This window comes from Actinokineospora baliensis (assembly GCF_016907695.1).
In the GTDB taxonomy this organism is placed as follows: Bacteria; Actinomycetota; Actinomycetes; order Mycobacteriales; family Pseudonocardiaceae; genus Actinokineospora; species Actinokineospora baliensis.
Map to the genome: position 1 here is coordinate 6,147,809 of NZ_JAFBCK010000001.1, position 26,093 is coordinate 6,173,901.

The 26,093-nt window shown below is 71.5% G+C and carries 20 protein-coding genes and 1 pseudogene; 11 read left to right on the plus strand and 10 right to left on the minus strand.

The window, feature by feature from the left end; all coding sequences use genetic code 11:
* The first annotated feature begins 50 nt into the window (after window positions 1-50).
* Entirely contained in the window at window positions 51-722 is a 672-nt protein-coding gene (locus JOD54_RS27325; RefSeq protein WP_204454652.1) for an HD domain-containing protein, read from the plus strand.
* A 126-nt stretch (window positions 723-848) separates the two neighbouring features.
* Here JOD54_RS27325 and JOD54_RS27330 read toward each other — a convergent pair whose 3' ends face one another.
* Entirely contained in the window at window positions 849-1,811 is a 963-nt protein-coding gene (locus tag JOD54_RS27330) for a heme o synthase (RefSeq protein ID WP_204454654.1), read from the minus strand.
* A 330-nt stretch (window positions 1,812-2,141) separates the two neighbouring features.
* On the opposite strand from JOD54_RS27330, the gene tkt reads away from it, so the two are divergent.
* The 8 genes from tkt to JOD54_RS27370 all read left to right on the plus strand — a co-directional run bounded on the left by tkt (window position 2,142) and on the right by JOD54_RS27370 (window position 11,626).
* The gene (gene tkt, locus JOD54_RS27335; RefSeq protein WP_372440347.1) at window positions 2,142-4,259 is read left to right on the plus strand and encodes a transketolase; all 2,118 of its coding nucleotides are present in this window, start codon (window positions 2,142-2,144) and stop codon (window positions 4,257-4,259) included.
* Complete coding sequence (gene tal, locus JOD54_RS27340; protein ID WP_204454656.1) at window positions 4,256-5,365, plus strand: transaldolase; 1,110 nt, start codon at window positions 4,256-4,258, stop codon at window positions 5,363-5,365. Before tkt ends, tal begins: the two co-directional genes overlap by 4 nt.
* A 56-nt stretch (window positions 5,366-5,421) precedes the next feature.
* Window positions 5,422-7,047: a phosphoglucose isomerase-related protein gene (locus JOD54_RS27345; protein WP_204454658.1), complete on the plus strand. Its 1,626-nt coding sequence runs from the start codon at window positions 5,422-5,424 to the stop codon at window positions 7,045-7,047.
* Window positions 7,044-8,576 (plus strand): glucose-6-phosphate dehydrogenase, encoded by a 1,533-nt coding sequence (zwf, locus tag JOD54_RS27350; protein ID WP_204454660.1) that lies wholly within the window; start codon window positions 7,044-7,046, stop codon window positions 8,574-8,576. The genes JOD54_RS27345 and zwf overlap by 4 nt, the downstream gene beginning before the upstream one ends.
* Window positions 8,573-9,664, plus strand: a complete 1,092-nt coding sequence (gene opcA / locus JOD54_RS27355) for a glucose-6-phosphate dehydrogenase assembly protein OpcA (protein WP_204454662.1) — start codon at window positions 8,573-8,575, stop codon at window positions 9,662-9,664. The genes zwf and opcA overlap by 4 nt, the downstream gene beginning before the upstream one ends.
* Window positions 9,661-10,374: a 6-phosphogluconolactonase gene (gene pgl, locus JOD54_RS27360; protein ID WP_204454664.1), complete on the plus strand. Its 714-nt coding sequence runs from the start codon at window positions 9,661-9,663 to the stop codon at window positions 10,372-10,374. The genes opcA and pgl overlap by 4 nt, the downstream gene beginning before the upstream one ends.
* A 355-nt stretch (window positions 10,375-10,729) precedes the next feature.
* Window positions 10,730-10,945 carry a hypothetical protein gene (locus JOD54_RS27365; protein ID WP_204454667.1) on the plus strand — a complete coding sequence of 72 codons (216 nt, stop codon included), beginning with the start codon at window positions 10,730-10,732 and terminating at the stop codon, window positions 10,943-10,945.
* A gap of 75 nt (window positions 10,946-11,020) precedes the next feature.
* Window positions 11,021-11,626 (plus strand): hypothetical protein, encoded by a 606-nt coding sequence (locus tag JOD54_RS27370; protein ID WP_204454669.1) that lies wholly within the window; start codon window positions 11,021-11,023, stop codon window positions 11,624-11,626.
* Here the strand turns inward: JOD54_RS27370 and JOD54_RS34715 are convergent.
* From JOD54_RS34715 to pabB, 3 genes and pseudogenes are all read right to left on the minus strand, one after another.
* Window positions 11,552-12,484 (minus strand): glycerophosphodiester phosphodiesterase family protein, encoded by a 933-nt coding sequence (locus tag JOD54_RS34715; protein ID WP_239575452.1) that lies wholly within the window; start codon window positions 12,482-12,484, stop codon window positions 11,552-11,554. The two genes, JOD54_RS27370 and JOD54_RS34715, sit on opposite strands and share 75 nt — an antisense overlap.
* A 60-nt stretch (window positions 12,485-12,544) precedes the next feature.
* A pseudogene (locus JOD54_RS34720) lies at window positions 12,545-13,588 on the minus strand (glycerophosphodiester phosphodiesterase family protein); the annotation flags it as partial.
* Window positions 13,589-13,640: 52 nt separating this feature from the next.
* Window positions 13,641-15,719, minus strand: a complete 2,079-nt coding sequence (gene pabB / locus JOD54_RS27380; protein ID WP_204454673.1) for an aminodeoxychorismate synthase component I — start codon at window positions 15,717-15,719, stop codon at window positions 13,641-13,643.
* Window positions 15,720-16,025: 306 nt separating this feature from the next.
* On the opposite strand from pabB, the gene JOD54_RS27385 reads away from it, so the two are divergent.
* Window positions 16,026-17,258: a sensor histidine kinase gene (locus tag JOD54_RS27385; RefSeq protein ID WP_204454675.1), complete on the plus strand. Its 1,233-nt coding sequence runs from the start codon at window positions 16,026-16,028 to the stop codon at window positions 17,256-17,258.
* 124 nt (window positions 17,259-17,382) lie between these two features.
* Window positions 17,383-18,996 carry a methyl-accepting chemotaxis protein gene (locus tag JOD54_RS27390; protein WP_204454677.1) on the plus strand — a complete coding sequence of 538 codons (1,614 nt, stop codon included), beginning with the start codon at window positions 17,383-17,385 and terminating at the stop codon, window positions 18,994-18,996.
* Window positions 18,997-19,524: 528 nt separating this feature from the next.
* Here the strand turns inward: JOD54_RS27390 and JOD54_RS27395 are convergent.
* From JOD54_RS27395 to whiA, 6 genes are all read right to left on the minus strand, one after another.
* Complete coding sequence (locus JOD54_RS27395; RefSeq protein WP_204454679.1) at window positions 19,525-19,866, minus strand: RNA polymerase-binding protein RbpA; 342 nt, start codon at window positions 19,864-19,866, stop codon at window positions 19,525-19,527.
* An 87-nt stretch (window positions 19,867-19,953) separates the two neighbouring features.
* A complete protein-coding gene (gene secG / locus JOD54_RS27400; protein ID WP_204454681.1) occupies window positions 19,954-20,187 on the minus strand; it encodes a preprotein translocase subunit SecG in 234 nt (77 codons plus the stop codon).
* A 201-nt stretch (window positions 20,188-20,388) separates the two neighbouring features.
* Window positions 20,389-21,174, minus strand: a complete 786-nt coding sequence (gene tpiA, locus JOD54_RS27405; RefSeq protein WP_204454683.1) for a triose-phosphate isomerase — start codon at window positions 21,172-21,174, stop codon at window positions 20,389-20,391.
* Window positions 21,174-22,361 carry a phosphoglycerate kinase gene (locus tag JOD54_RS27410; protein WP_204454685.1) on the minus strand — a complete coding sequence of 396 codons (1,188 nt, stop codon included), beginning with the start codon at window positions 22,359-22,361 and terminating at the stop codon, window positions 21,174-21,176. Before JOD54_RS27410 ends, tpiA begins: the two co-directional genes overlap by 1 nt.
* A 12-nt stretch (window positions 22,362-22,373) precedes the next feature.
* Window positions 22,374-23,378: a type I glyceraldehyde-3-phosphate dehydrogenase gene (gap, locus tag JOD54_RS27415; RefSeq protein WP_204454687.1), complete on the minus strand. Its 1,005-nt coding sequence runs from the start codon at window positions 23,376-23,378 to the stop codon at window positions 22,374-22,376.
* A gap of 1,674 nt (window positions 23,379-25,052) precedes the next feature.
* Complete coding sequence (gene whiA, locus JOD54_RS27420) at window positions 25,053-26,039, minus strand: DNA-binding protein WhiA (protein ID WP_092780362.1); 987 nt, start codon at window positions 26,037-26,039, stop codon at window positions 25,053-25,055.
* Between the last annotated feature and the right edge of the window lie 54 nt (window positions 26,040-26,093).

Genomic DNA, 26,093 nt, shown 5'->3' on the forward strand with positions numbered 1-26,093 from the left:
GGCCACTAGCATCACCCCACCCGTTTGTCCAACGGAAGGGGAAGGTCGCCATGTCCACGCCCATCACGTCCGCGCCCGCGCTCGCGGGCACCGTCGAGCGCTCCTCGGTCACCTACGTCGAGCACCGGGTGCGCACCCTGTGCGAGCGGCACGCGAAGCGGTTGCAGTTCCACGGCTGGCACCACGTCAGCTTCGTGCGCGACAAGGCGGTGGAGTTCGCGGGCGGCAACGGCTCCGACGTGGCCGTGGTGGAGACCGCCGCGCTGGTGCACGACGTCAACTACCTGGTGCGGCGCAACTCCACGGCGGCGGTGGGCAGCGGCCTGCGGATGGCGATCCTGGCCGACGCGGGCGTGCCGGACCCGGTGGCCGAGTGGATCGACGCGATCGTCGACGAGGCCGAGATGCGCACCCGCCACCGCCACATCTCCCGCGAGGCGCAGGCGCTCAGCGACGCGGACACCCTGTTCAAGGCGCTGCCGGTGACCCCGGTGGTGCTGGCGCACAAGTACCTGGCGGAGAACGGGGTGAGCCTGCGCGAACTGGCCGACAAGATCGTCGGCGAGCAGCGCGACCCGCACGCCGAGGGCTTCTACTTCTACTCCCCCGCCGCGGCCGCCGCCTACTCCCGCTGGGCGACGGCGAACCTGGAACTGTGGCAGTGCATCAAGGAGTCCCTCGACGACCCCACCGTGGAACGGCTACTCACCGCTGTCGCCTGACCGGGTCCACGTTGTCCACAGGCCCCCGGTCACCGCGACCGAAATGTCCGCCCTGCTCGGTATGCTGTGTATCGGGGGCTGCTCAGACCGGTTCGATCTTGGTCAGCACGTCAGAACGTCACAGCGTCAGAACGGCCAGCCGGTGACCGGCAGCGACAGCGCCGAGTCGACCGCGAGCGCCACGAACACGGCCGTCAGGTACGTGTTGGACATGTGGAACAGCTTCATCGGGTTCGCAGGCTGGTCGCGGCGCACCGCGGCGTAGAGCCGGTGGGCGAACACCAGGAACCACCCGCCCGCCAGGAGGGCGAACGCGGTGTAGACCCAGCCGGTGGCCGGGATCAGCAGGGCGGTCCAGGCCACCATGACCCAGGAGTAGACGACGATCTGCTTGGCGACGTGCTGGGCGGTGGCCACCACCGGCAGCATCGGCACGCCAGCCTTGGCGTAGTCGTCGCGGAACTTCATGGCCAGTGCCCAGAAGTGCGGCGGGGTCCAGAAGAAGATCACACCGAACATGACCAGCGCCTGCCAGCCGACGTCGCCGGTGACCGCGGACCAGCCGATGACCACCGGCATGCAGCCCGCCGCGCCGCCCCACACGATGTTCTGCGACGTCCGTCGCTTGAGGAGCATCGTGTAGACCAGCACGTAGAACAGGATCGCGCCGACGGCCATGGCCGCGGCGAGCAGGTTCGTGGTGGCGTAGAGCCAACCGAAGGACAGCACCCCGAGCACCAGGCCGAACACCAGGGCGTTGCGGGTGGGCACCGCGTGCTTGGCCAGCGGGCGGGCCGACGTGCGCTTCATCACCGCGTCGATGTCGGCGTCGACCACGCAGTTGAGCGCGTTGGCGCTGCCCGCGGCCATGGTGCCGCCGATGAGGGTGTTGAGCACCAGCCACGGCGACGGGATGCCGCGCGCGGCCAGCAGCATCGCGGGCACGGTCGTGACCAGCAGCAGCTCGATGATGCGCGGCTTGGTCAGCGCCACGTACGCGCGCACCAGGGCGCGGGTGTCGCGGCGGGGCGGTGTGGCGGGTACACCTGCGGGAACGGCGTCGGCGGGCACGGGGGTCACCGACGACATCTCGCTCCTCTTGGTCCGCGGTACTCGCCCGGACCTGGTGTTACCCGGGTCACCGCGGTCGCCGCTGCCGCTCGTCCACCACCGCGGGGACGGCCGCGGCACCGAGGGAAATGTTAACCGCGCGGTATCGGGGTACCCGTATCGGGTGGCCGGGTGTCGACGGGAGACGGTCGGAGATCACACGCAGGCGCACCGCCGACTAGGCTGGTCACCGGACCAGGGATGACACGCGGATCCGCGACGCAGCCGGTTTCCGGGATCGATCCAGCCCGGAGGTGGGCGGGGCGTTCGCGTCGACTCCGCCAGACGTGGAAGTGGGAGCCTAAGCCCGTGTCCGTCAGCAGTGAACTACCCGCCGACCTGACCGAACTCACCCGAGCGACGCTGCCGGAGGACTGGTCCGACCTGGACCGCCGCGCCGTCGACACGCTCCGGGTGCTGGCCGCGGACGCGGTGCAGAACGTCGGCAACGGCCACCCGGGCACGGCCATGAGCCTCGCCCCGGTCGCGTACGCGCTCTACCAGCGCGTCATGCGGCACGACCCGACCGACCCGCACTGGATCGGCCGCGACCGGTTCGTGCTCTCCGCCGGGCACTCCAGCCTCACCCAGTACCTGCAGCTGTTCTTCTCCGGCTACGGCCTGGAGATCGAGGACATCAAGGCGCTGCGCACCTGGGGTTCGAAGACCCCGGGGCACCCGGAGGTCAACCACACCAAGGGCGTGGAAATCACCACCGGCCCGCTGGGCCAGGGCCTGGCCTCCGCGGTGGGCATGGCGATGGCGGCGCGGCGCGAGCGCGGCCTGTTCGACCCGGACGCCGCGCCTGGCGAGAGCGTGTTCGACCACCACGTCTACGTCATCGCCTCCGACGGAGACATCGAGGAGGGCGTCACCTCCGAGGCCTCGTCGCTGGCCGGCCGCCAGGAGCTGGGCAACCTCACCGTCGTCTACGACGACAACAAGATCTCCATCGAGGACGACACCGCCGTCGCCCTGTCGGAGGACACCGCCAAGCGGTACGAGTCCTACGGCTGGCACGTGCAGGTCGTCGTGGGCGGCGAGAACGTCACCGGGATCCTCGAGGCGCTGGAGGCCGCGAAGGCCGAGACCGAGCGGCCGTCGTTCATCCTGCTGCGCACGGTGATCGGCTTCCCGGCGCCGACGCTGCAGAACACCGGCAAGGCGCACGGCGCCGCGCTGGGCGTCGACGAGGTCGCCGCGGTCAAGAAGATCCTGGGCTTCGACCCGGAGCAGAACTTCGCGGTGGAGCCGGAGGTGCTGTCGCACGCCCGCGAGGTCGTCAAGCGCGGCGAGGCGGCGCACGGCGAGTGGCAGAAGGCGTTCGACGCCTGGAAGGCGGCCAACCCGGAGCGCAACGCGCTGCTGGAGCGGGCGCAGGCCTACCGGCTGCCCGAGGGCTTCGACGACGCGCTGCCCACCTGGGAGCCGGACCCGAAGGGCGTGGCCACCCGCAAGGCCTCCGGTGACGTGCTCAACGCGATCGGCGGGCTGCTGCCGGAGCTGTGGGGCGGGTCGGCCGACCTGGCCGAGAGCAACAACACCACCATCAAGGGCGCGGACTCGTTCGGCCCGCCGTCGGCGAAGACCGCGCACTGGAACACCACCCCGTACGGGCGGACGCTGCACTTCGGGGTCCGCGAGCACGCGATGGGCTCGATCCTCAACGGCATCGTGCTGCACGGCCCGACCCGGCCCTACGGCGGCACGTTCCTGGTCTTCAGCGACTACATGCGACCCGCGGTCCGGTTGGCCGCGCTGAGCAAGCTGCCCGTCACCTACGTGTGGACGCACGACTCGATCGGTCTCGGCGAGGACGGTCCGACCCACCAGCCGGTGGAGCACCTGGCCGCGCTGCGCGCGATCCCGGGCCTGATCGTGCTGCGCCCCGGTGACGCGAACGAGACCGCCGCGGCCTGGCGCACCACGCTGTCGCAGTCCCAGGCCCCGGTCGGCTTGGCGCTGACGAGGCAGAACCTCCCGGTGCTGGAAGGCACCAAGGAGAAGGCCCGCGAGGGTGTCGCCAAGGGCGCGTACGTGCTGCACGACACCGAGGGCACCCCGGACATCGTGCTCATCGGCACCGGCTCCGAGTTGCAGATCGCGGTCGAGGCGCGCACGGTGCTGGCCGAGGCGGGCGTCGCCGCCCGGGTCGTCTCGGTTCCCTCGATCGAGTTGTTCGACGCGCAGGACCAGTCCTACCGCGACTCGGTGCTCCCGCCGTCGGTCAAGGCGCGCGTGGTCGTCGAGGCCGGGATCGCCCAGCCGTGGCACCGGTTCACCGGCGACGCGGGCGAGATCGTGTCCATCGAGCACTTCGGCGCCTCGGCGGACTACCAGACCCTGTACCGCGAGTTCGGCATCACCACCGAGGCCGTCGTCGCGGCGGCCAAGCGCTCCATCACCAAGGCTGGAGGCGACAAGTGACCGATCCCCTCAAGCAGCTCTCCGACGCCGGGGTTTCCGTCTGGCTGGACGACCTGTCCCGCGAACGGCTGACCTCGGGCAACCTCGCCGAGCTGATCCGCGACAAGCAGGTGGTGGGCGTCACCACCAACCCGACGATCTTCGCCGGTGCCCTCGCCGACGGCCAGGCCTACGACGCGCAGGTCCGCGAGCTGGCCGCGCGCGGGGCGTCGCTGTCGGAGGTCGTGCGCGAGCTGACCACGACCGACGTGCGCAACGCCTGCGACCTGTTCCGCGACGTGCACGAGCGCAGCCACGGCGTCGACGGCCGGGTGTCCATCGAGGTCGACCCGGGCCTGGCCCGCGACACCGACGCCACCACGGCCGAGGCGCTGGACCTGTGGAAGACCGTGGACCGGCCGAACCTGCTGGTGAAGATCCCGGCGACCGAGGAGGGCCTGCCCGCGATCACCAGCACCCTCGCCGAGGGGGTCAGCGTGAACGTGACGCTGATCTTCTCCGTCGAGCGGTACCGGGCGGTCATGGACGCCTACCTCGCGGGCCTGGAGCAGGCGAAGGCCAACGGGCACGACCTGCGCTCGATCCACTCGGTCGCGTCCTTCTTCGTGTCCCGTGTGGACTCCGAAGTGGACAAGCGGCTGGACGCGATCGGCACCGACGAGGCCAAGGCGCTGCGCGGCCAGGCGGCCGTCGCCAACGCCAGGCTCGCCTACGCGGCGTTCCTGGAGGTCTTCCAGGGCCCGCGCTGGGACGCCCTCGCGGCGGACGGGGCCAACCGGCAGCGTCCACTGTGGGCGTCCACCGGGGTGAAGAACCCGGACTACTCCCCCACCCTGTACGTCGACGAGCTGGTGGTGGCCGACACGGTCAACACGATGCCCGAGAAGACGCTGCACGCGGTGGCCGAACACGGCAAGATCACCGGTGACACGGTGACGGGCACCGCCGACGCTGCCCAGTCCGTCTACGACCGCCTGTCCGCGGTCGGGATCGACATCGACGATGTCTACCGCACCCTCGAGGTCGAGGGCGTGGAGAAGTTCGACAAGTCGTGGGCCGAGCTGTTGGAAACGGTCCAGGGCCAGATAACCGCCGCGAAGCGGTAGATCGACACAGCAGCGAAGCGCAGAGAAGTGAATCCCAGGAGAGGCTGACGCCGCACATGGCAGCGCACCCCGGAGAAGTCGCAATTTCCATCGTTGACGAGCGGCTCGCCGAGGAGGCGCTGCCGCTCGTGCACCAACTGGTCGAGGACCGCGTGGCGTCCCGGCTCACCGCGCAGGACCCCACGCTGTGGGGCCCCGACGCCGAGTCGGAGGCGCGCGTCCGCCTCTCCTGGACCACCCTCGCGACCACGTCGCGCCCGTTGCTCGCCGAGATCGATGCCCTGCGCGCGGAACTGCGCGCGGAGGGCATCGATCGGGTGGTGCTGGCGGGCATGGGTGGCTCGTCGCTGGCCCCGGAGGTCATCACCGCGACCGCCGGGGTCCCGCTGGTCGTGCTGGACACGACCGACCCCGGTCAGGTCGCCGACGCGCTCGCGGGCGAGCTTGCCCGTACCGTGCTGGTGGTGTCGTCCAAGTCCGGGTCCACTGTGGAGACCGACAGCCACCGGCGGGTCTTCGCCGCGGCGTTCGCCGAAGAGGGCTTGGACCCGGCCGCGCACATCGTCGTGGTCACCGACCCTGGCTCCCCTCTGGAGCAGGCCTCGGTCGAGGCGGGCTACCGCCGCGTGTTCCAGGCCGACCCGAACGTGGGTGGCCGCTACTCGGCGCTGACCGCGTTCGGTCTGGTGCCCGCCGGGTTGGCGGGTGCCGACGTGGCCGCGCTGCTCGACGACGCCGAGAGCGCCGCCGCGGTGCTGGCCCAGGACTCCCCCGACAACCCCGCCCTGGTGCTGGCGTCCGCCTTGGGCGCGGCGCACGCGCGGGGCGCGGAGAAGGTCGTGCTGGCCGACACCGGGTCGGGCATCAAGGGGTTCGGCGACTGGGCCGAGCAGTTGGTGGCCGAGTCGACCGGCAAGAACGGCACCGGGTTGCTGCCGGTGGTCGTGGAGGGTCCGCAGTCGCCCGGGTTCTCGAACGCGGGCGACGACGCGACCGCGGTCTCCATCGGCGCACCGTCCGACGGGGCCGAGTTGGGCACCACGGGCACGCTGGGCGGGCTGATCCTGCTGTGGGAGTACGCGACCGCGGTGGTGGGCAGGCTGCTGGCGATCAACCCGTTCGACCAGCCCGACGTGGAGGCGGCGAAGAAGGCGGCGCGGGCGCTGCTGGACTCCGCCGACGCACCGCAACCGACGCCCGCGTTTACGTCTGGCCCGATCGAGGTTCACCCGTCCGAGGGTTTCTTGCCGGAGGGAACGGACTCCGTGGCGGGCGCGGTGCACGCGCTGCTGGCGGCGGCTCCGTCCGCCGGGTACGTCTCGGTGCAGGTCTACCTCGACCGGCTCGACGACGCGTCCGCGGTGCTGCTGCGGACCGGGCTGACCAGGATCTCCGGGCTGCAGACCACGTTCGGCTGGGGCCCCAGGTTCCTGCACTCCACCGGGCAGTACCACAAGGGCGGCCACCAGAACGGCGTGTTCCTGCAGATCACCGGCGCGGTGGAGCAGGACCTCGCGGTGCCGGAGCGGCCGTACACGCTGGGCGGGCTGCAGATCGCGCAGGCGCTCGGCGACGGGCAGGTGCTCGTCGAGCACGGCAGGCCGGTGCTGCGGCTGCACTTCACCGACCGCGCGGCCGGGTTGGCCCGGCTGGTCGAGGCGCTCGCCGAGGTGGGCAGGTGACCAGGTCCTGGGTGAACCCGCTGCGCGACGAGCGGGACAAGCGGCTGCCGCGGATCGCGGGGCCGTGCGGGCTGGTGATCTTCGGCGTGACCGGTGACCTGTCGCGCAAGAAGCTGATGCCCGCGATCTACGACCTGGCCAACCGGGGGCTGCTGCCGCCGGGCTTCTCGCTGGTCGGGTTCGCCCGCCGCGAGTGGGAGGACCAGGACTTCGGCCAGGTCGTCTACGAGGCGGTCAAGCAGCACGCCCGCACCCCGTTCCGCGAGCAGGTGTGGGACCGGCTCGCCGAGGGCTTCCGGTTCGTGCAGGGCACCTTCGACGACGACACCGCCTTCGACAAGCTGGCCGAGACCGTCGCCGAGCTCGACGAGCTGCGCGGCACCAGCGGCAACCACGCGTTCTACCTGTCGATCCCGCCGGGCGCGTTCCCGGTGGTGACCCAGCAGCTGGCCCGCTCCGGCCTGGCCAAGCCGACCGACGCCGACCAGTGGCGGCGGGTGGTGATCGAGAAGCCGTTCGGGCACGACCTGGCCAGCGCCAAGCAGCTCAACAAGATCCTCAACGACGTGTTCCCCGAGGACTCGGTGTTCCGCATCGACCACTACCTCGGCAAGGAGACCGTGCAGAACCTGTTGGCGCTGCGCTTCGCCAACCAGCTGTTCGAGCCGATCTGGAACGCCAACTACGTCGACCACGTGCAGATCACCATGGCCGAGGACATCGGTCTCGGCGGCCGCGCCGGGTACTACGACGGCATCGGCGCCGCGCGCGACGTGATCCAGAACCACCTGCTGCAACTGCTGGCGCTGACCGCGATGGAAGAGCCGGTTTCCTTCCACCCCAAGGCTCTGCGCACGGAGAAGATCAAGGTGCTGGAGGCGACGAAGGCGCTCGCGCCCTACGGCGAGACCACCGCGCGCGGGCAGTACCTGGGCGGGTGGCAGGGCGGGCAGAAGGTGCCGGGTCTGCTGGAGGAGGCCGGGTTCGACAAGAACTCGACCACCGAGACCTACGCGGCGATCACCCTGGAGGTCAACACCCGCCGCTGGGCCGGGGTGCCGTTCTTCCTGCGCACCGGCAAGCGGCTGGGTCGGCGGGTCACCGAGATCGCGGTGGTGTTCAAGCGGGCGCCGCACCTGCCCTTCGACGACACCGCGACCGAGGAGCTGGGGCAGAACGCCCTGGTGGTGCGGGTGCAGCCGGACGAGGGCGTGACCATGCGGTTCGGCTCGAAGGTGCCGGGCAACCAGATGGAGGTCCGGGACGTGTCCATGGACTTCAGCTACGGGCACGCGTTCACCGAGTCGTCGCCGGAGGCCTACGAGCGGCTGCTGCTCGACGTGCTGCTCGGCGAGCCGTCGCTGTTCCCGGTCAACGAGGAGGTCGAGCTGTCGTGGGAGATCCTCGACCCGGTCCTCAAGCACTGGAAGACCGCCGGAAAGCCGGAGGGGTACCCCGCTGGGACCTGGGGTCCTGACGCGGCTGACAAGATGTTGTCCAGGACCGGCCGTCATTGGAGGCGACCGTGATCATCGACCTGCCCTCGACCACCACGTCGCAGGTCAACTCGAAGCTGGTGCACCTGCGCGAACAGGGCGGCGCGACCGCACTGGGCCGGGTGCTCACCCTCGTCATCGTCACCGATGACGGGGCCAAGACAGAGGACGCCATCGACGCGGCCAACGACGCGAGCCGGGAGCACCCGTGCCGGGTGATCGTGGTCGCGCGGGGCGCGCGCAAGGCCGCGGCCCGGTTGGACGCGCAGATCCGGGTCGGCGGTGACGCAGGCGCCAGCGAGGTCGTGGTGCTGCGGCTCTACGGCCCGCTCGCCGACGAGGGTGCCAGCTGCGTGATCCCGCTGCTGCTGCCCGACGCCCCGGTCGTGGCGTGGTGGCCCTTCGAGGCGCCCGCCAAGCCCGCCGACGACCCGATCGGGCGGCTGGCGCAGCGGCGGATCACCGACTCCGCCGCGGAGCGCAACCCGATCAAGGCCCTGGAGGTCCGCCAGAAGCACTACGCGGCAGGCGACACCGACCTGGCCTGGACCAGGCTGACGCTGTGGCGCGCGGTGCTGGCGGCGGCGCTGGACCTGCCGCCGTACGAGAAGATCACCGACGCCACGGTCACCGGCGAGGGCGACTCCCCGTCGACCGACCTGCTGGCCGGGTGGCTGGCCGCGCGGCTGCGGATCCCGGTCCGCCGGGCGAAGGCGGTCAACGGCCAGGGGATCATCTCGGTGGTGCTGGAGCGCAAGTCCGGCCCGGTGGAGCTGCTGCGCCCGGACGGCAAGGTCGGCACCCTGACCCAGCCGGGTCAGCCCGCCCGCCGGGTGGCGCTGCAGCGCCGCGCCAACCGCGACTGCCTCGCCGAGGAGCTGCGCAGGCTCGACCCGGACGAGCCGTTCGAGGAGACCCTCAAGGGCCTGACCAAGATCGTGCGCGGTCGCACCCCGGTCAAGACCCCCACCAAGGCGCCAGCCGCCCCCGACGACACCCCCGTCGTCTCGGCGGCCGACGCCGAAGCCGCACTGTCCAAGAAGGACACCCAACCAGCCGCCAAGCCGCGCTCGAGCAGCTCGGCGAAGCGGCCGACCAAGGCGGGCAAGGGGAAGCCATGAACCGGATCGTCGTGTACACCGATCCCCCGCTGCTGGCCAGCGCCACCGCAGCCAGGCTGGTCACCGCCATCACCGACCTGCAGACCAGCCAGCCCTCGGTCGCCATCGCCCTCACCGGCGGCCGCACCGGGACCGCCGTGCTGGAGCACCTGCGGGTCAACACCGCGGCCACGGCCATCGACTGGTCCACTGTGGACGTCTACTGGGGTGACGAGCGGTTCCTGCCCACCAAGCACCGAGACCGCAACGAAACCCAGGCCAGGGCCGCCCTGCTCGACCACGTGCCCATCCCCAAGTCCCGCATCCACCCCATAGCCCCCTCCGACGGCCCCTACGGCGACGACCCGGAACTGGCCGCCGCCGCGTACGCGAAGGAGCTCACCGGAGTCACCCTGGACATCCTCCTGGCGGGGGTCGGCGAAGAGGGCCACACCCTCTCGATCTTCCCCGACTCCCCGGCGGTGCACGAAACGGAGGCAACGGTGGTGGCGGTCCGCGACTGCCCGAAGCCGCCGCCCACCCGGATCAGCCTCACCCTGCCCGCCGCCCGAGAAGCCCGCCAGGTCTGGCTGATGACCACCGGAGCCACCAAGGCCGAAGCCGTCACCACCGCCCTCTCCGGGGCGTCCGAGGTCGACCTCCCCGCGGCGGGCGCCCGGGGATCGGACCTCACCCTCTGGCTGCTGGACAAGGCAGCCGCAGGGCGGTAGATGAGCGGGCACGAGGTCCGCAACACGTTCATCGGCGTGCTGAACGGCACGCTGATCCAGGCGGGCCAAGTAGTCCAGCACGCCGACCGCGAGTACCGGGATGTGGGCGAGTACCTGCGCCTGCAACAGCACCAAGCCGCGACGCGGCTGCTGGCCGGGTGGCTCGCGGTCGGCGTGGACTCCGGGGTGGCCCTCGACCTGGCCGGTGACCCGACCCTCGGCGCGCTCGACGTGGACTGGCCCGACGAGGGCATCCTGGGGGTGATCGGCGACGTCGGGTCCGGCAAGTCGGTCAGCGCAACGCTGGCACCTCACCAACGTCGAGTCGGCCCTGACCGCACCCGCGTCCTTGCCGATGAGCTTCCAGGCCAAGGAGTTCCCGGTCGACTTCGTCGCGCACCACGCCAGGTTGGCGAAGTCGCTCGGACTCGCCGACACGACTCCCGCGCGGTTCGTGGTGGACGGCCTCGACGAGGTGAGCCCGGGGCGGGCCATCGAGGTCGTGTCGAGCGGGTCGGCGGGAACCCGGCCGGGCTCCACAACGGTGGCCGCGCGGTGCGGCACGCGTTGAGCAGACCGCTGTTCGCGTTGATCGCCGCCAGACTGCGTCGAGCGGGCCGACCGGTGCCGCGCAAGCCCGCGGAGTTTGGTCGACGACGCACTGATCTCCAAGGGACGGGTGCTCGCTTTCGCGCTGCCGGTGTTGGAGCAGTACTTCGCGGGCCGCGCGATCTTGCGCTCCGGCGACGTCACCGCGTTCGCCGGGGAATTGACCGCACTGGCCAGGTGGCGCCACGGCCTCGCGCTCGCGGTGTCCACCGGTGGTTGGGACCAGGTCGCGGGCATCCTGGACACGCTGTCGCGCACCGCCCCCGGAGTCGCGGTGTGGGTCCCTCAAGCAATCCACGCCGGACTCCTCGACCGAGTCCGACTCCGCGTTGCCCCGTCCCTGGAAGCCGCTCGACGGCTGCGGCGCGGCCTCACCGGGTGGGCCTACCGCCCTGGGGTGGTCGACCTCGTGGACTACGCACGAGGCGTTCGACGGCTTCGGCGATCGGCCCGCGACCGAACTGGCGTACTCCTGGTTGGCACGAGACCTCCGCGAACTCGGAGTGGCCACCGCCACGCCGCGTGGGCGGTAGGCCGCGCTGACCGGAGCGCGGCCTACCGCCTCAGGTCAGCGCAGGCCGTTGCGCTTCGCTACGGCGATCAGCAGGTCGGGGTCGTCGGAGATGATGCCGTCTACGCCTAGGTCGATGACCCGTTGGAGGGTGGGGGCATCGTTGACGGTGTAGGGGATTGCTTTGAGGTTCTTGCGGTGCAGGCCCTCGATGGTCGGGCCGTGGAAGTAGGTGGGGTCTTGGCGGAGGTACCAGTCCGGGTTGGACACCATGGCCTGGGCGGGGTCGTGGACCTGCCAGTTCGCTGAGACGGTGGAGGCGCCGGACTGGCGGACGAGCTTGGCCAGGTCTCGGGTCTTCCACCAGTCCAGGGTGCCGGTCCAGGGGGACTTCACGGCGGGGTTGCCGTACACCGCTTGCAGGGAGCACTCGTCGGCGACGGTGGCGCACTCGGCGGGGCCGTACTGCCAGACCAGGGCGACGGTGTCCAGGCGTGGCTGGATGCGCTTGGACAGCTGGATCGTGCGCCAGTCGAACGACTGCAGGGTGGTGCGGTCGAGCACGCCCGCGCGGGTGATCTCGGCGACGACCTTGCGGGTGAACACCTCGTACGGTGCGGTGTCGTCGGTGGTGGGGCTGATCTTGGTCTCGATGTTGAACCGGATGTCCCCGCGGACCCGGGCCGCGGCGAAGACCTCGGCCAGCGTCGGGATGCGCTCACCGGGCACGGCCACCTGGCGCGGGAACTCCGGCAGGGTCTTGGAACCGCAGTCCAAGGTCTTCACCTGCGCCAGCGTCAGGTCGTGCACCCGCTTGCCCACGTACGGGAACTCGGGGTCGCCTGGGCGCACCGGCGCGGTGTCGACGCAGTGCGAGCCGTTGATGGTGCGGTCGTGGATCACCACGACGGCGCCGTCCTCGGTGATCCCGGTGTCGAGCTCCAAAGTGGACACAGCGGGCACGGCGAGCGCGTAGCGGAAGGCCGCCAGCGTGTTCTCCGGTCGGACCGCCCGCGCGCCGCGGTGGCCCTGGACGTCGAACGGGGACGCGTGGCCGCGCGGGAGCCGGAACCCGCGCTCGGCCAGCACGCCGCGCAGCACGTCCGGGTAGTCGGTGATCAGGCCGTCCACGCCGTCGGAGATCAGCTTGGCCATGGTGGGCGCGTCGTCGACGGTCCAGGGGATGACCTTGATGCCGTTGCGGTGGGCGTGGCGCACCATGTCCGCGGTGACGTACGGGCGGTAGCCGGGGTCGTTGACGGTGCCGCCCTGGGGGAAGCCGTGCACCGGGGAGAACGCGGTGGCGCCGAAGGTCTTGATGGCCTTGATCGGGTCGCCGCCGAAGTCGTCGATGTCCAGGCCACCCAGCCACGGCGACTTGCCCGGCTGACCGGTCTGCAGGAAGTCGTAGTTGGTCAGCGCGACGACCGGCAGCCGCGGCGCGACCTGGCGCATCCGCATCAGCGCGCCCCAGTCGAAGCTCTGGATGCTGACCCGGCGGCCGACCCCGGCCGCGGCGACCTCGCGCGCGGTGATCTGGACGAACTTCTCCCGTGGCGCGGTCTCCTGCGGGGCGCCCGCCTCGACCTTGGTCTCGACGTTGAACCGGACGTCGTCGGCGCCGTACCGCTCGGCCAGGGCGAAGACCTCGCGCAGCAGCGGCATCCGGGAGCCGGGGGTGATCTCCTGCCTCGGGTACCCGGCGAGCTGGGTCGAGCCGCAGTCGAGGGTGCGCACCTGGGCCAGGGTCAGCGTGTTGACGTACTTGCCGACGTAGGGGAACTCGGGGTCGCCGGGGGTGGCGGCCGCGGTGTCGCGGCACTTGCGACCGTCGACGCGGCGGTCGTGGGTGACCACGGCCTGGTCGTCCTCGGTGATCTGCACGTCGAGCTCGAGGGTGGACACCCCGAGGCGCAGTGCGTTGCCGAAGGAGCTGAGGCTGCTCTCCACGCGCAGGCCCAGGCCGCCGCGGTGGGCTTGGAGGTCGAACTCACGCGGGCGCTCGTGCGCGGTCGCCGCGCCGGGCACCGCCACCAGGCAGGCCAGCACGGCGACGGCGACGGCACCGGCGCGGTAGCACAGGGATCGGGTCATGGCCGGGATGGTGGCAACCCGAGGGGGACAGCCCGTGACGATCCGGTGGCCCTCAGCCGAACGACCGACCGCCGCTCGCCCAGACGCGGCCGGGGAACCGGGCGCCGAGGAGGTCGACCATCGTGGTGGCCTTCACCGCGGTCTCCTCGAACTCCTCCCCCGGGTCCGACAGCGCGATCACCGCGCCGCCGACGCCGAAGGACACCGCGCCGGGCCGCACGACCAGGGTGCGGATCACCACGCTCAGGTCGGCGGCGCCGGTGAGCGAGAAGTACCCGATCGCCCCCGAGTAGACCCCGCGCGGGCCGCGTTCGAGCCGGTCGATGATCCGCATGGTGCGCTCCTTGGGCGCCCCGGTCATCGACCCGCCGGGGAACGCCGCCCGCACGCAGCGCACCGCGGACACGCCCTCGGCCAGCCGCGCGCGGACGGTGCTGACCAGCTGGTGCACCGTCGGGTAGGTCTCCACCTCGAACAACCCGGGGACCTGCACCGAGCCGACCTCCGCGTAGACCCCGAGGTCGTTGCGGACGAGGTCGACGATCATCAGGTTCTCGGCGCGGTCCTTCTCCCCCGCGGCCAGGTCGTGCCGCAGCCGCTCGTCCTCCTCCGGGGTCGCGCCGCGCGGCCGGGTGCCCTTGATCGGCCTGGACTCGGCCACGCCGTCGGCGGTGATCGCGAGGAACCGCTCCGGTGAGGTGCTCAGCACCGACAGGCCACCGAAGCGCAGCAGCGCGCCGTAGCGGGCGGGGTTGGCGCGGCGCAGGACCCGGTAGGTGCGCCACACGTCGACCTCGGCGGTGGCGGTGAGCTCGTTGGTCAGGCACACCTCGTAGGTCTCGCCGTCGCCGATCGCCAGCTGGCAGTCGGCGATCATCGCGAGGTACTCGTCGCGCTCGTGCCGGGCGACGAGCTCACCGGCGGCGACGTCCGCGGGCTCGGGCGGCGCGAGCGGGGGCGCCGCGGCCAGGGTCGCGGCGGTCGAGGTCTGCCAGTCGCGGGCGCCCGGGTGGTCGAGGGCCAGCAGGTAGACCTCGCCGGTCTCGTGGTCGAAGGCGAGCGCGCGGTCGGCGAACACCAGCTGGGCGTCCGGGTCGACGGCCCGGTGGGCCTGGTCGCCACCGCACTCGGCCTTGAGCTCGTAGCCCAGGTACCCGACCCAGCCCAGCGCGAAGTCGAACGGCAGCGGGGGCACGGTCACCGGGTGCGCGGCGAGGTCGTCGTCGAGCCAGGCCAGGAACTCGCCGCGGACCACGCTCACCCCGTCGCGGGAGGTGACCGTCACCGTGCCCTCCGCCACGTCGGCGGTGGCGACCCTGGCCAGTGGACCGCTCGCGTCGCCGAGGAAGGAGAACCGGCCGTCGGCGGCGCTGTCCAACCAGAACGCGTGCTCGGAATCCCCGTAGAGGGCCGCGAAAGCCTCCTCCGCGGTCACCGGCACGGTGATCTTCTCCACCAGCACCCCGATGACCGGGTCGGGGCGGCACTGCGGCACGGGCACCGGTACCGCGGGCGTCCCGGTCCCGGCGGCGACCTTCTCCCTGGGGTGGCGCGACCACCAGTCCCTGGTCAGCTCCTCGAAGTTCGCCAGCAGGGCGACGCCGTGTTCGGTCGCGATGGACTCCGGGTGGAACTGCACGCCCCAGGCCGGGCGCTCGCGGTGCCGCACACCCATGAGGACACCGTCCTCACTCCACGCGGTCGCCTCCAGCACATCGGGCAGGTCCACCGCGGCCAACGAGTGGTAGCGCACCACCCGCATCGGGGAAGGCAGGCCGCGGAAGAGGTCCCGGCCGTCGTGGTGCACCTCGGAGAGCCTGCCGTGGCGCACCTCGGGGGCGTGTTCCACCCGGGCCCCGGCGAGCAGGCACAGCCCCTGGTGGCCCAAGCACACCCCCAGCAGCGGCTGCCTGGCCGCGGCGAGGACGGCCCGGCTGAGACCGAAGTCGCCGGGCACGCCAGGATGACCCGGGCCCGGCGAGATCACCACGTTGTCGAAGTCGACGAGCCCGCCGAGGTCCCAGTCCTCGTCGTTGCGCACCACCACCGGGCGCGCGCCGTCGAGGCGGGCCAACGCCTGGTAGAGGTTGTAGGTGAAGGAGTCGTGGTTGTCGACGATGAGCGTGCGCACCCCGGGTGGCTCCTCCGCTCTGCTCCGATCGGGCACCGTGCGTTTGCTCCCGCACAGTTGTTGGGCGGGCGCCGTCCCGGGGCCGGTGTTGTCTGTCTTGATGGGTGACGACACCACCAGGCAGCGTGCGGCGGGTCGTCGCAGGAAGGGCGTTCCATGCCACAGCGCCAGCGCGGGCAGGCCCAGGACCGGGAGAATGGTAGCGCCCGTGAGCGCGTGCCCGCCCAGCGCGCGGGTGGGCACGACAGCCGGACGCGGGCTGACCCGGGTCCTGGTCCAGGAGGAGGTGCGGCGCTGGTCACCCCCATGCTGACCCCGGAGGGGGTCGGCCGCGACGCGCAGGGCGCGGTGGTCGAGCCCGCGGTCACGGAGCGGCCTCGGCGCACGGCGTCGCGGCTGCTGCGGCTGCCCAGGTTGCGGCTGCCACCCCGGCTGGCCGCGCTGCGCGAGCGCAAGCGGGTCCGCGAGCTCGGGTCCGACGGCCTCGCCCTGCTGGTGGCCGCCCTGGACGTGTGGCTGGTCGTGCCGCCGAACGTGGCGACCTACTCGCTGTGGCTGTCCTGGTTGGCGGTGCCCGCGGTGCTGCTGCGCAGGCACGTGCCGTTCGTGGCGATCCTGCTGACCATCCCCGGCTTCTTCGCGGGCTGGGCGCAGCTGGCGGCGATGATCACCCTGGGCGCGCTGGCCAGGCGGCACCTGGTGAGCTGGCGGACGGTGGTCGGCGCGGTGCTGGTCGGGCTGAGCCGGTTCGTGCTCTGGCCGTGGCCGGAGTTCGTGGCGCTGACCTGGCGCGAGCACATCTCCGACTTCATCTACGGCGTCCTGGTGGCGGGCATGCCGGTGGCGATCGGGCTGCTGATGGCGGTGCGCCAGGAGCTCTCCAGCCGGATCAGGGAACTGGCCCGCAGCCGGGAGCGGGAGAAGGTGCTGCACGCGGCGACGGTGCGCTCGGCGGAGCGGGCGAAGCTGGCCAGGGAGATGCACGACGTGGTCTCCCACCAGGTCACGCTGATCGCGATGCAGGCGGGCGCGATGCAGGTCGACGTGCGCGACCAGGCGACCAGGGAGGCGGCGGAGACGATCCGCTCGCTGAGCACCCGCACCCTGGAGGAGCTGCGGGAGCTGGTCGGCGTGCTGCGCTCCGGGGTGGACGACGACGAGGCGCAGCCGGGGCTGGAGGACATCGCCGACCTGGTCCAGGACGCCGACGTGCGGCTGACGATGGACGCCTGCCCGGCCGGGCTGCCCGGCCCGGTGTCGCGGGCGGCGTACCGGACGGTGCAGGAGGCGCTGACCAACGTCCGCAAGCACGCGGCGGGCTCGCGGGCCTCGGTGCGCATCGAGGCCGAGCCGCACGCCCTGGTCGTCGAGATCACCAACGACCCGCCCAAGCGGCGCCAGCTCGGCACCCTGCCCTCGGGTGGGCACGGGCTGCTCGGGCTGCGCGAACGGGCCGGGCTGCTGGGCGGCAGCCTCGACGCGGGGCCCACCCCCGACGGCGGTTTCGAGGTCCGCGCGCGGTACCCGCTGGCGGGCTGAGCCGTCCCGATAGCGCAGTCGGGGTATCTCGGTTGTTTCGCCTCAAGTGCGACCGCCACCCGCCGAAGGGCCGGGCGATCTCGACCTGGCCCGCGGCGCGACCGCGTGAGTGGAACGGTGGCACATGCTGAAGCGAATCTCGGACCTGAAGGTCGGTGTGCGGGTCGGCGCGGCCATGGCGGTGCTGCTGGTGCTGCTGTGCGCGCTGGCCACCGTCGCGGTGTCGGGCATGGAGCGCGAGCGCGCCTCGGCCGAGCAGATCGCCCGGTCCCGGCAGCTGACCCAGCTGGCGATGCAGGTGAAGTTCCGCTCCGGTGACTTCAACGGCTGGCAGACCGCCTACGCGTTCGACGTGATGCGCGGGGTGACCGGTGCCGCGGCGGACAACGCCAGCGCCCGCGCCGCGTTCCTCACCTCCGCCGACGCCTTCCGCAAGGAGCTCGCGGAGCTGTCCGCGTTCGGCTTGGAGACCGACCAGGCGGCCGACGTCAAGTCGATCACCGACCTGTTCGGCACCTTCATGCAGCTCGACGAGGAGATCGTCACCGCCTACCGCTCCGGTGACCCGGTGCAGGTGTCGAAGGCCAACGAGCTGGTCGCGGTCCAGGAGATCGAGAACTTCAACAAGATCGCCGAGCGGATCGACCTGCTGATCGACGACGTCGAGGGCGAGTCGGCCGCCGCGATCGCGCTGGCCGAGGACCGCGCCAACGAGGGCACCCTGACCACCATCCTGCTCGCCGCCGCCGCGTTCGTCTGCGGCTTCGCGATGACGCTGCTGCTGGTCCGCTCGATCACCAAGCCGCTGAGCAGGCTGCGCGCGGGCCTCAACGGCATCGCCGGCGGCGACCTGACCCAGCGCATCGAGCAGACCCGCGCCGACGAGCTCGGCGAGGTCGCCCAGGGCTTCAACCAGCTCGCCGAGCGCACCCAGGAGCTCATCGGCCGGGTCGCCGCCCGCGCCGAGGAGGTCGCCGGTGCCTCCAGCGAGCTGACCACGGTCAGCGGCATGCTCGCCGAGACCGCCGGGGACACCAGCACCGAGGCCAACTCGATCAACGCCACCGCCACCGAGGTGTCGTCCATGGTCACCGCCATGGCCAGCGCCTCGGAGCAGATGCGCGCCGCGATCGACGAGATCACCCAGAACGCCAGCCGCGCCGCCGACGTCGCCACCGACGGTGTCCGCGACACCGAGACCGCCAACCAGGCCGTCGCCGCCCTCGGCGACGCGACCGCCGAGATCGGCACCGTGGTGAAGCTGATCAGCTCCATCGCCGAGCAGACCAACCTGCTCGCCCTCAACGCCACCATCGAGGCGGCGCGGGCTGGCGAGTCCGGCAAGGGCTTCGCCGTCGTGGCCGGTGAGGTCAAGGAACTCGCCCAGCAGACCGCCACCGCCACCGAGGACATCACCCGCCGCATCAAGGCCATCGAGCAGGGCAGCGCCGAGGCCACCTCCGCCATCCACCAGATCGGCCAGGTCGTCAGCTCCATCTGCGACACCCAGACCGTCATCGCGGCCGCGGTGGAGGAGCAGACCGCCACCACCGCGGAGATGAGCCGCAACGTGCACGAGACCGCCAACGCGGTGGTGCAGATCGGGACGGGCATCGCGGGGCTGGCCAGCGCGACGGAGGACACGAGTTCGGCGGCTACGGCGGCCAAGCGGACGGCGGAGACGCTGAGTGAGGCTTCGGCGGATCTGCGGACGCTGATCAGCGCGTTCCGGTACTGAGGTTGTGGGTGGCGGCCCCGTGTCCCTGTGGGATGCGGGGCCGCTGCCGTTATCCACAATGCGGGTTCTTGTGCACAGGCTCTTTTCGCGGCGCCGGATCTGTCGGTGTGCGCCGGTAAGCTGTGTATTCGGGGGCTTTTGTGGCGGGTGATCTTCGGTGGACGCCTCGCCTGCGGCATCGGGGGCGGTTCGTAGTGGTGCGGCGGGTCGGCTCGCCTTCGGCATCGCGACCCGGGTCGTGGTGGTGCGGTGTGCTCGATGGGGCGAACTCGGTTTGCGCGGGGCCCCTGCGCCACCCGTGGCAGGACCGCAAAAGCCGGGGCCGAAAAGCATGGCCCTGCAGCGAGGCAAGGCTACGGATACCGCTCCCCCACACAAACCAAGTCCGCCCCATCGAGCAGTTGGGTGGGCGGCTTCCGAGTGTCCAGTGGTTGCTTGGGTGGGCTGACTCAAAGAAAGACTGCGGCCCCGCACATCCCGAAGAGGGATGTGCGGGGCCGCAGTCTAAACAAGGTCTCTCGGGATACCTCAGCCTTCGCGCTTGGCGCGCAGCTTGGCGAGCGCTTCGGCGAGGATGGCCTCGCCGTCGGCGTCGGAGCGGCGTTCCTTGACGTAGGCGAGGTGGGTCTTGTAGGGCTCGTTGCGGGGCGCCTTGGGGGGCGCCTGCTCGTCCAGCCCGGCGGGCAGCCCGCAGCGCGGGCAGTCCCAGGACTCCGGCTTCTCCGCCTCCAGCGCGAACGACGGACGGGATTCGTGTCCGTTGGCGCACCAGTAGGAGACCCGCTGCCGGGGCGCGGATTCCCCGCGCTCCGACTCTCCCATGGGACCAGCACCGACCCGGGTACCCCGGATCGCGTTACCACCGGCCATTGATGTTCACTCCCCCACCACGTGGTCGGACGCGGGGCTCGGCCGCGTCCTTGTTGTCCTGATGGCCTGCGACCAGCACCTGGCGGATCAGCTGATCTTCACCAGCAGGCCGAGGCCGATGACGCAGATGATCCACACCGCGCCGACGAACAGCGTGACCCGGTCGAGGTTCTTCTCCACCACGCTCGAGCCGGACAGGCTGGACTGCATACCGCCGCCGAACAGCGAGGACAGACCGCCACCGCGGCCCCGGTGCAGCAGCACCAGCAGGATCAGCAGAAGGCTGGAGACGATCAGAGCGATCTGCAGCGTCAGAATCATCGGGTCCTCGCGGTCAGTGTGGTTGAGGCCTCAGATTACCCGGTGACTCCCCCGGGTTCGACCACCGGCCCGACCTGGCGTGCCGGTGCCGTTACCAGAATAGGCGAAGATCGCATCCGCACGTGCATGTGCACGCGACCACGGAATGCGCGAGGGCGCCGGGAAGTACCCTCCCCGGCGCCCTGACCTGGCACAACAGCGCTACGGCAGCGGTCCGCCTGCGGCCATCGCGCACAGTTTCGTGAACTCGTCGGCCTGCAGGCTGGCGCCGCCGACGAGGGCTCCATCGATGTCGTCCTGGGCGACGAGCTCGCCGATGTTGCCGGATTTCACCGATCCGCCGTAGAGCACGCGCACGGTCGCGGCGACCTCGTCGCCGTACTTCTCGGCCAGGGCTGCGCGCAGCGCGGCGCACACCTCCTGGGCGTCCGCGGCGGTGGCGACCTTGCCGGTGCCGATCGCCCAGACCGGCTCGTAGGCGATGACGACCTTGGCCACCTGCTCGGCCTTGAGGCCCTTGAGACCGGCGGTGAGCTGGGCGACGCAGTGCGCCACGTGCTCGCCCGACTCGCGGACCTCGAGCCGCTCACCCAGGCACAGGATCGGCGCGACGCCGTGCTTGAGGGCGGCCTTGACCTTGGTGTTGACCAGCTCGTCGGTCTCCGCGTGGTACTCGCGCCGCTCGGAGTGCCCCACGGTGACGTAGGTGCACCCGAGCTTGGCCAGCATCGGCCCCGACACCTCGCCGGTGTAGGCGCCGGAGTCGTAGCGGGAGATGTCCTGGGCGCCGTAGCGCAGCAGCAGCTTGTCGCCGTCCACCATGGTCTGGATCGACCGGATGTCGGTGAACGGCGGCAGGACGGCCACCTCGACCTTGGCGTAGTACTTCTCCGGGAGCGAGAACGCGATCTTCTGCACCAGGGCGATGGCCTCGAGGTGGTTGAGGTTCATCTTCCAGTTGCCCGCGACGAGCACCTGCCGCGCCATCAGCCCTCCAACACGGAGACGCCCGGCAGGTCCTTGCCCTCGAGGAACTCGAGGGAGGCGCCACCACCGGTGGAGATGTGTGAGAAGCCGTCCTCGGGCAACCCGAGCAGCCGGACCGCGGCCGCCGAGTCGCCGCCGCCGACCACGGAGAACGCGGACGAGTCCACGATCGCCCTGGCGACGCCGCGGGTGCCGTCGGCGAACGGGGCGAGCTCGAAGACGCCCATCGGCCCGTTCCAGAACACCGTGCCCGCGCCCGCGATGACCTCGCTGTAGCGCTCGACGGTGATCGGGCCGACGTCCAGGCCCTTCCAGCCCTCGCGGATGGTGGCCACGAGCACCGTGTGGGTGTTCGCCTCGGCGGAGAACTCGTCGGCGATGACCACGTCGGCGGGCAGCAGGATCTTGTCCGGGTGCTCGGCGAGCAGCCGCTTGCAGGTGTCGATCATGTCGGCTTCCAGCAGCGAGTCGCCCACCCCGAGGCCCTCGGCCGCGAGGAAGGTGAAGCACATGCCGCCGCCGACCAGGATCGCGTCCACCTTGGGCAGCAGCGACTCGATGACCGCGAGCTTGTCGGAGACCTTGGAGCCGCCCAGCGCCACCACGTACGGGCGCGCCGGGTCGCCGGTGAGCTTGCGCAGCACCTCGACCTCGTCGAGCACCAGGCCACCGGCGTACGCCGGGAGCTGGGTGGCGACCTCGTAGACCGACGCCTGCTTGCGGTGCACGACACCGAAGCCGTCGGAGACGAAGGCGTCGGCGAGCGCGGCGAACTCGGCGGCGAGCGCGGCCCGCTCGGTGGCGTCCTTGCTGGTCTCGCGCGGGTCGAACCGCACGTTCTCCAGCAGGGCGACACCGCCGTCGGCCAGGCTCGCGACGGTGGCCTTCGCGGAGTCGCCGACCACGTCGGTGGCGAGCGCGACCGGGCGGCCGAGCAGCTCACCGAGCCGCGCGGCGACCGGGGCCAGGGAGTACTTGGCCTCGGGCGCGCCCTTGGGGCGGCCCAGGTGCGCGGCCACGACCACCCTGGCGCCCGCCTCGGCGAGGCGGGACAGGGTGGGCAGCGACGCGCGGACCCGGCCGTCATCGGTGATCGTCTCGCCGTCGAGCGGGACGTTGAGGTCGGCGCGCACCAGCACGCGCCGACCGGCCACGCCCTCGGCGAGCAGGTCGTCGAGAGTCTTCAAACCGGGACCCCTCTACAGCTTCGAGGCGACGAGCGCGGTGAGGTCGGCGAGGCGGTTGGAGTAGCCCCACTCGTTGTCGTACCAGCCGACGACCTTGACCAGGTTGCCGCTGACCTTGGTCAGCGGTGCGTCGTAGATGCACGACGCCGGGTCGGTGACGATGTCGGCGGAGACGATCGGGTCGGTGTTGTAGCGCAGGATGCCCTTGAGCGGGCCCTCGGCCGCGGCCTGGTAGGCGGCCTGGACCTCGTCCAGGGTGACCTCGCGGCCCAGGGTGACGGTCAGGTCGGTGGCCGAACCGGTCGGCACCGGCACCCGCAGCGCGTAGCCGTCGAGCTTGCCGTTGAGGTCGGGCAGCACCAGGCCGATCGCCTTCGCGGCGCCGGTCGAGGTGGGCACGATGTTGAGCGCGGCGGCGCGGGCCCTGCGCAGGTCGCTGTGCGGGGCGTCCTGCAGGTTCTGGTCCTGGGTGTAGGCGTGGATCGTGGTCATCAGACCGCGCTCGATGGTGAACGCGTCGTGCAGGACCTTCGCCAGCGGCGCCAGGCAGTTGGTGGTGCAGGAGGCGTTGGAGATCACCGTCTGCGAACCGTCGTACTGGCCCTCGTTCGCGCCGAGCACGACGGTGAGGTCCTCGCCCTTGGCGGGCGCGGAGATGATGACCTTCTTGGCGCCACCCTCGTCGACGTGCTTGCGCGCGTCGGCGGCCTTGGTGAAGAAGCCGGTGGACTCGACGACGACGTCGACACCGAGGTCCTTCCAGGGCAGCTTGCCCGGGTCGCGCTCGGCGAGCGCCTTGATCGTGGTGTCGCCGACCTTGATGCCCTCGGCGGTCACCGAGACGTCCTGCGGCAGCCTGCCCAGGATGCTGTCGTACTTGAGCAGGTGGGCCATGGTCGCGACGTCACCGAGGTCGTTGAAGGCCACGATCTCGATGTCGTGGCCGCTCGCCTGCACGGCTCGCCAGAAGTTGCGACCGATCCGACCGAAACCATTGACACCTACGCGAACCGTCACCTGGGTCTCCTCGTTTCTGCGACTGGGTGGCCGGGCCGATGCGGGCCCGGCGCAACATCCGCCCTCCCTGGGAACCCTAGCGTTCACCTGGGCGCGCGCAGGTCAGGAGGTCAGCGGTCTCTCTTTATCGAATCAGACCTCGGGGCCTGGGACAACTGTTCGACGAGCGGATAGTCGGACGGCACAGCAGTGCGGCGCTGTGACCGAATCGCCTGTATCGGAACCGGTTCCGAAGGCGCGGGTCACGGGTTTCGGCTTCGCCGTCGGATCATCGGCTCGCCTGCGGCATCGGGGGCGGTCCGCGAGAGTGCGGTGGGCTCGATGGGGTGGACCTGTTTGTGCGGGGCCCCTGCGACACCCGTGCTGGGCCTGAAAAGCTGGGGGCCAAAGGGACGGCCCAGCCAGCCGCCGGTCAGGCTACGGGTGCCGCACCCCCACACAAAACAGGTCCACCCCATCGAGCAGAGCATGCGGGCGGCCTCCGGGAGCCGTGGCCGGGCTGGCGGGGTGGGCTCGGGGGGCTGAGTTGGGCGGGCTGGCTCGGGGGCTGGGTTGGGCGGGCTGGCTCGGGGGCTGGGTTGGGTTGGGTGGGCCGGCTCGGGGGGCGGGTTGAGCGGGCTGGCTCGGGAGGCTGGGCCAGGCGGGCCAACTCGGGGGGCTGGTTTGGGCGGGCCAGCTCGAGGGGCTGGGCGCGGCGGCTCGATGGGGCGGACTTGTTTTGCGTGGGGTGGCGGCAGTCGTAGCGTTCTGCGCGGACAGGGCCATGCTTTTCGGCCCCAGCTTTGCGGTCCTGCCACGGCTGGTGCAGGGGCCCCGCGCAAAACAAGTTCGCCCCATCGAGCAGTTGGGGCGAGCGGCCTCTGAGAGCAGTGGCGGGGCTGGCGCGGCTGACTCGGGGGGCTGAGTTGGGCGGGCTGGCTCGGAGGCTGGGTCGGGTGGGCCAGCTCGAGGGCTGAATGTGACGGCTCGATGGGGCGGACTTGTTTTGCGCGGGGTGGCGGCAGTCGTAGCGTTGTGCGCGGACAGGGCCATGCTTTTCGGCCCCAGCTTTGCGGTCCTGCCACGGCTGGCGCAGGGGCCCCGCGCAAAACAAGTCCGCCCCATCGAGCAGTTAGAGGCAGCGGCTTCCTGGGAGCGGTGGCCGGCTAGCGGGGCTGACTCGGTGGGGCGGGCTGGCGGGGTTGGCTCGGTGGGCTGGGTTGGCGGGGCCGGTTCGTGGTGGTGCGGTTGGGCTCGATAGGGCGAACTCGGTTTGCGCGGGGCCCCTGCGCCACCCCGTGGCAGGACCGCAAAAGCCGGGGCCGAAAAGCATGGCCCTGCAGCGAGGCAAGGCTACGGATACCGCCACCCCACACAAACCAAGTCCGCCCCATCGAGCAGTTGGCACCTCGGGTTCCGAGTGTCCAGTGGTCGGGTTGGGCGGGTTGGGGCTGCTATGCGGGGTGGCAGTGGAGTGGGTTGGGCCAGCCTGAGTTCTGGGCATGGCAGTGGCGTGGAGTCCGCCAGCCCCCACGCCGGGCGGACTCCACGCCACTTCCCCCCTGGGTGTGCGGGTGCCCCTCCCCCAAGCGGCACCCGCGCTCCCGGAAGTCAGGAGGCGGGGGGAAGCGGTCCAGATACCGGGCGAGACCCAGATCACAACGGTTGTTGGTGGGTTGCCCACCGGGCGTGGGGTCAGGCGTCGGCTTCGAGCATGTCGGGGGTGACGGCGGATTCGGTGTCGGGGAGGCCGAGGTCCTTGGCGCGTTTGTCGGCCATGGCCAGGAGGCGGCGGATGCGGCCCGCGACGGCGTCCTTGGTCATGGGGGGGTCGGAGAGTTGGCCGAGTTCCTCGAGGGAGGCCTGCTTGTTCTGCAGGCGCAGCTCACCCGCCGCGGTGAGGTGTTCGGGGGCGTCGGGGCCGAGGATCTCCATTGCGCGCTGGACGCGGGCGGCGGCGGCGACGGCGGCGCGGGCGGAGCGGCGGAGGTTGGCGTCGTCGAAGTTGGCCAGGCGGTTGGCGGTGGCTCGGACCTCGCGGCGCATCCGGCGCTCTTCCCAGGCGAGCACGCTGGAGTGGGCGCCGAGGCGGGTCAGCAGGGCGCCGATGGCGTCGCCGTCGCGCACGACGACGCGGTCGGCGCCGCGGACCTCGCGGGACTTGGCGGCGATGCCCATCCGGCGGGCGGCGCCGACGATGGCCAGCGCGGCCTCGGGGCCGGGGCAGGTGATCTCCAGCGCCGACGAGCGGCCGGGTTCGGTGAGCGAGCCGTGCGCCAGGAACGCGCCGCGCCAGGCGGCCTCGGCGTCGCAGACGCCGCCGGAGACCACGGGGGCGGGCAGGCCGCGGACCGGGCGGCCGCGCGGGTCGAGCAGGCCGGTCTGCCTGGCCAGCCCGTCGCCGTCCTTGACCACGCGCACGACGTAGCGGGTGCCCTTGCGCAGGCCGCCGGAGGTGATCACGTGGACGTCGGCGTGGTGGCCGTAGAGCTCGTGGATCTCCTTGCGCAGCCGCCTGGCGGTGGCGCCGGTGTCCAGTTCGGCCTCGACGACCACCCGGCCCGCCACGATGTGCAGGCCCCCGGCGAAGCGCAGCAGCGAGGACACCTCGGCGCGGCGGCAACAGGTCTTGGCCACGGCCAGCCTGCTGAGCTCGTCCTTGACTGCGGCGGTCATCGCCACGGGGTCCTCCTCTCCCGGCCCCGGTTCGGGCGCCGGTACATCCCACCACGAGCG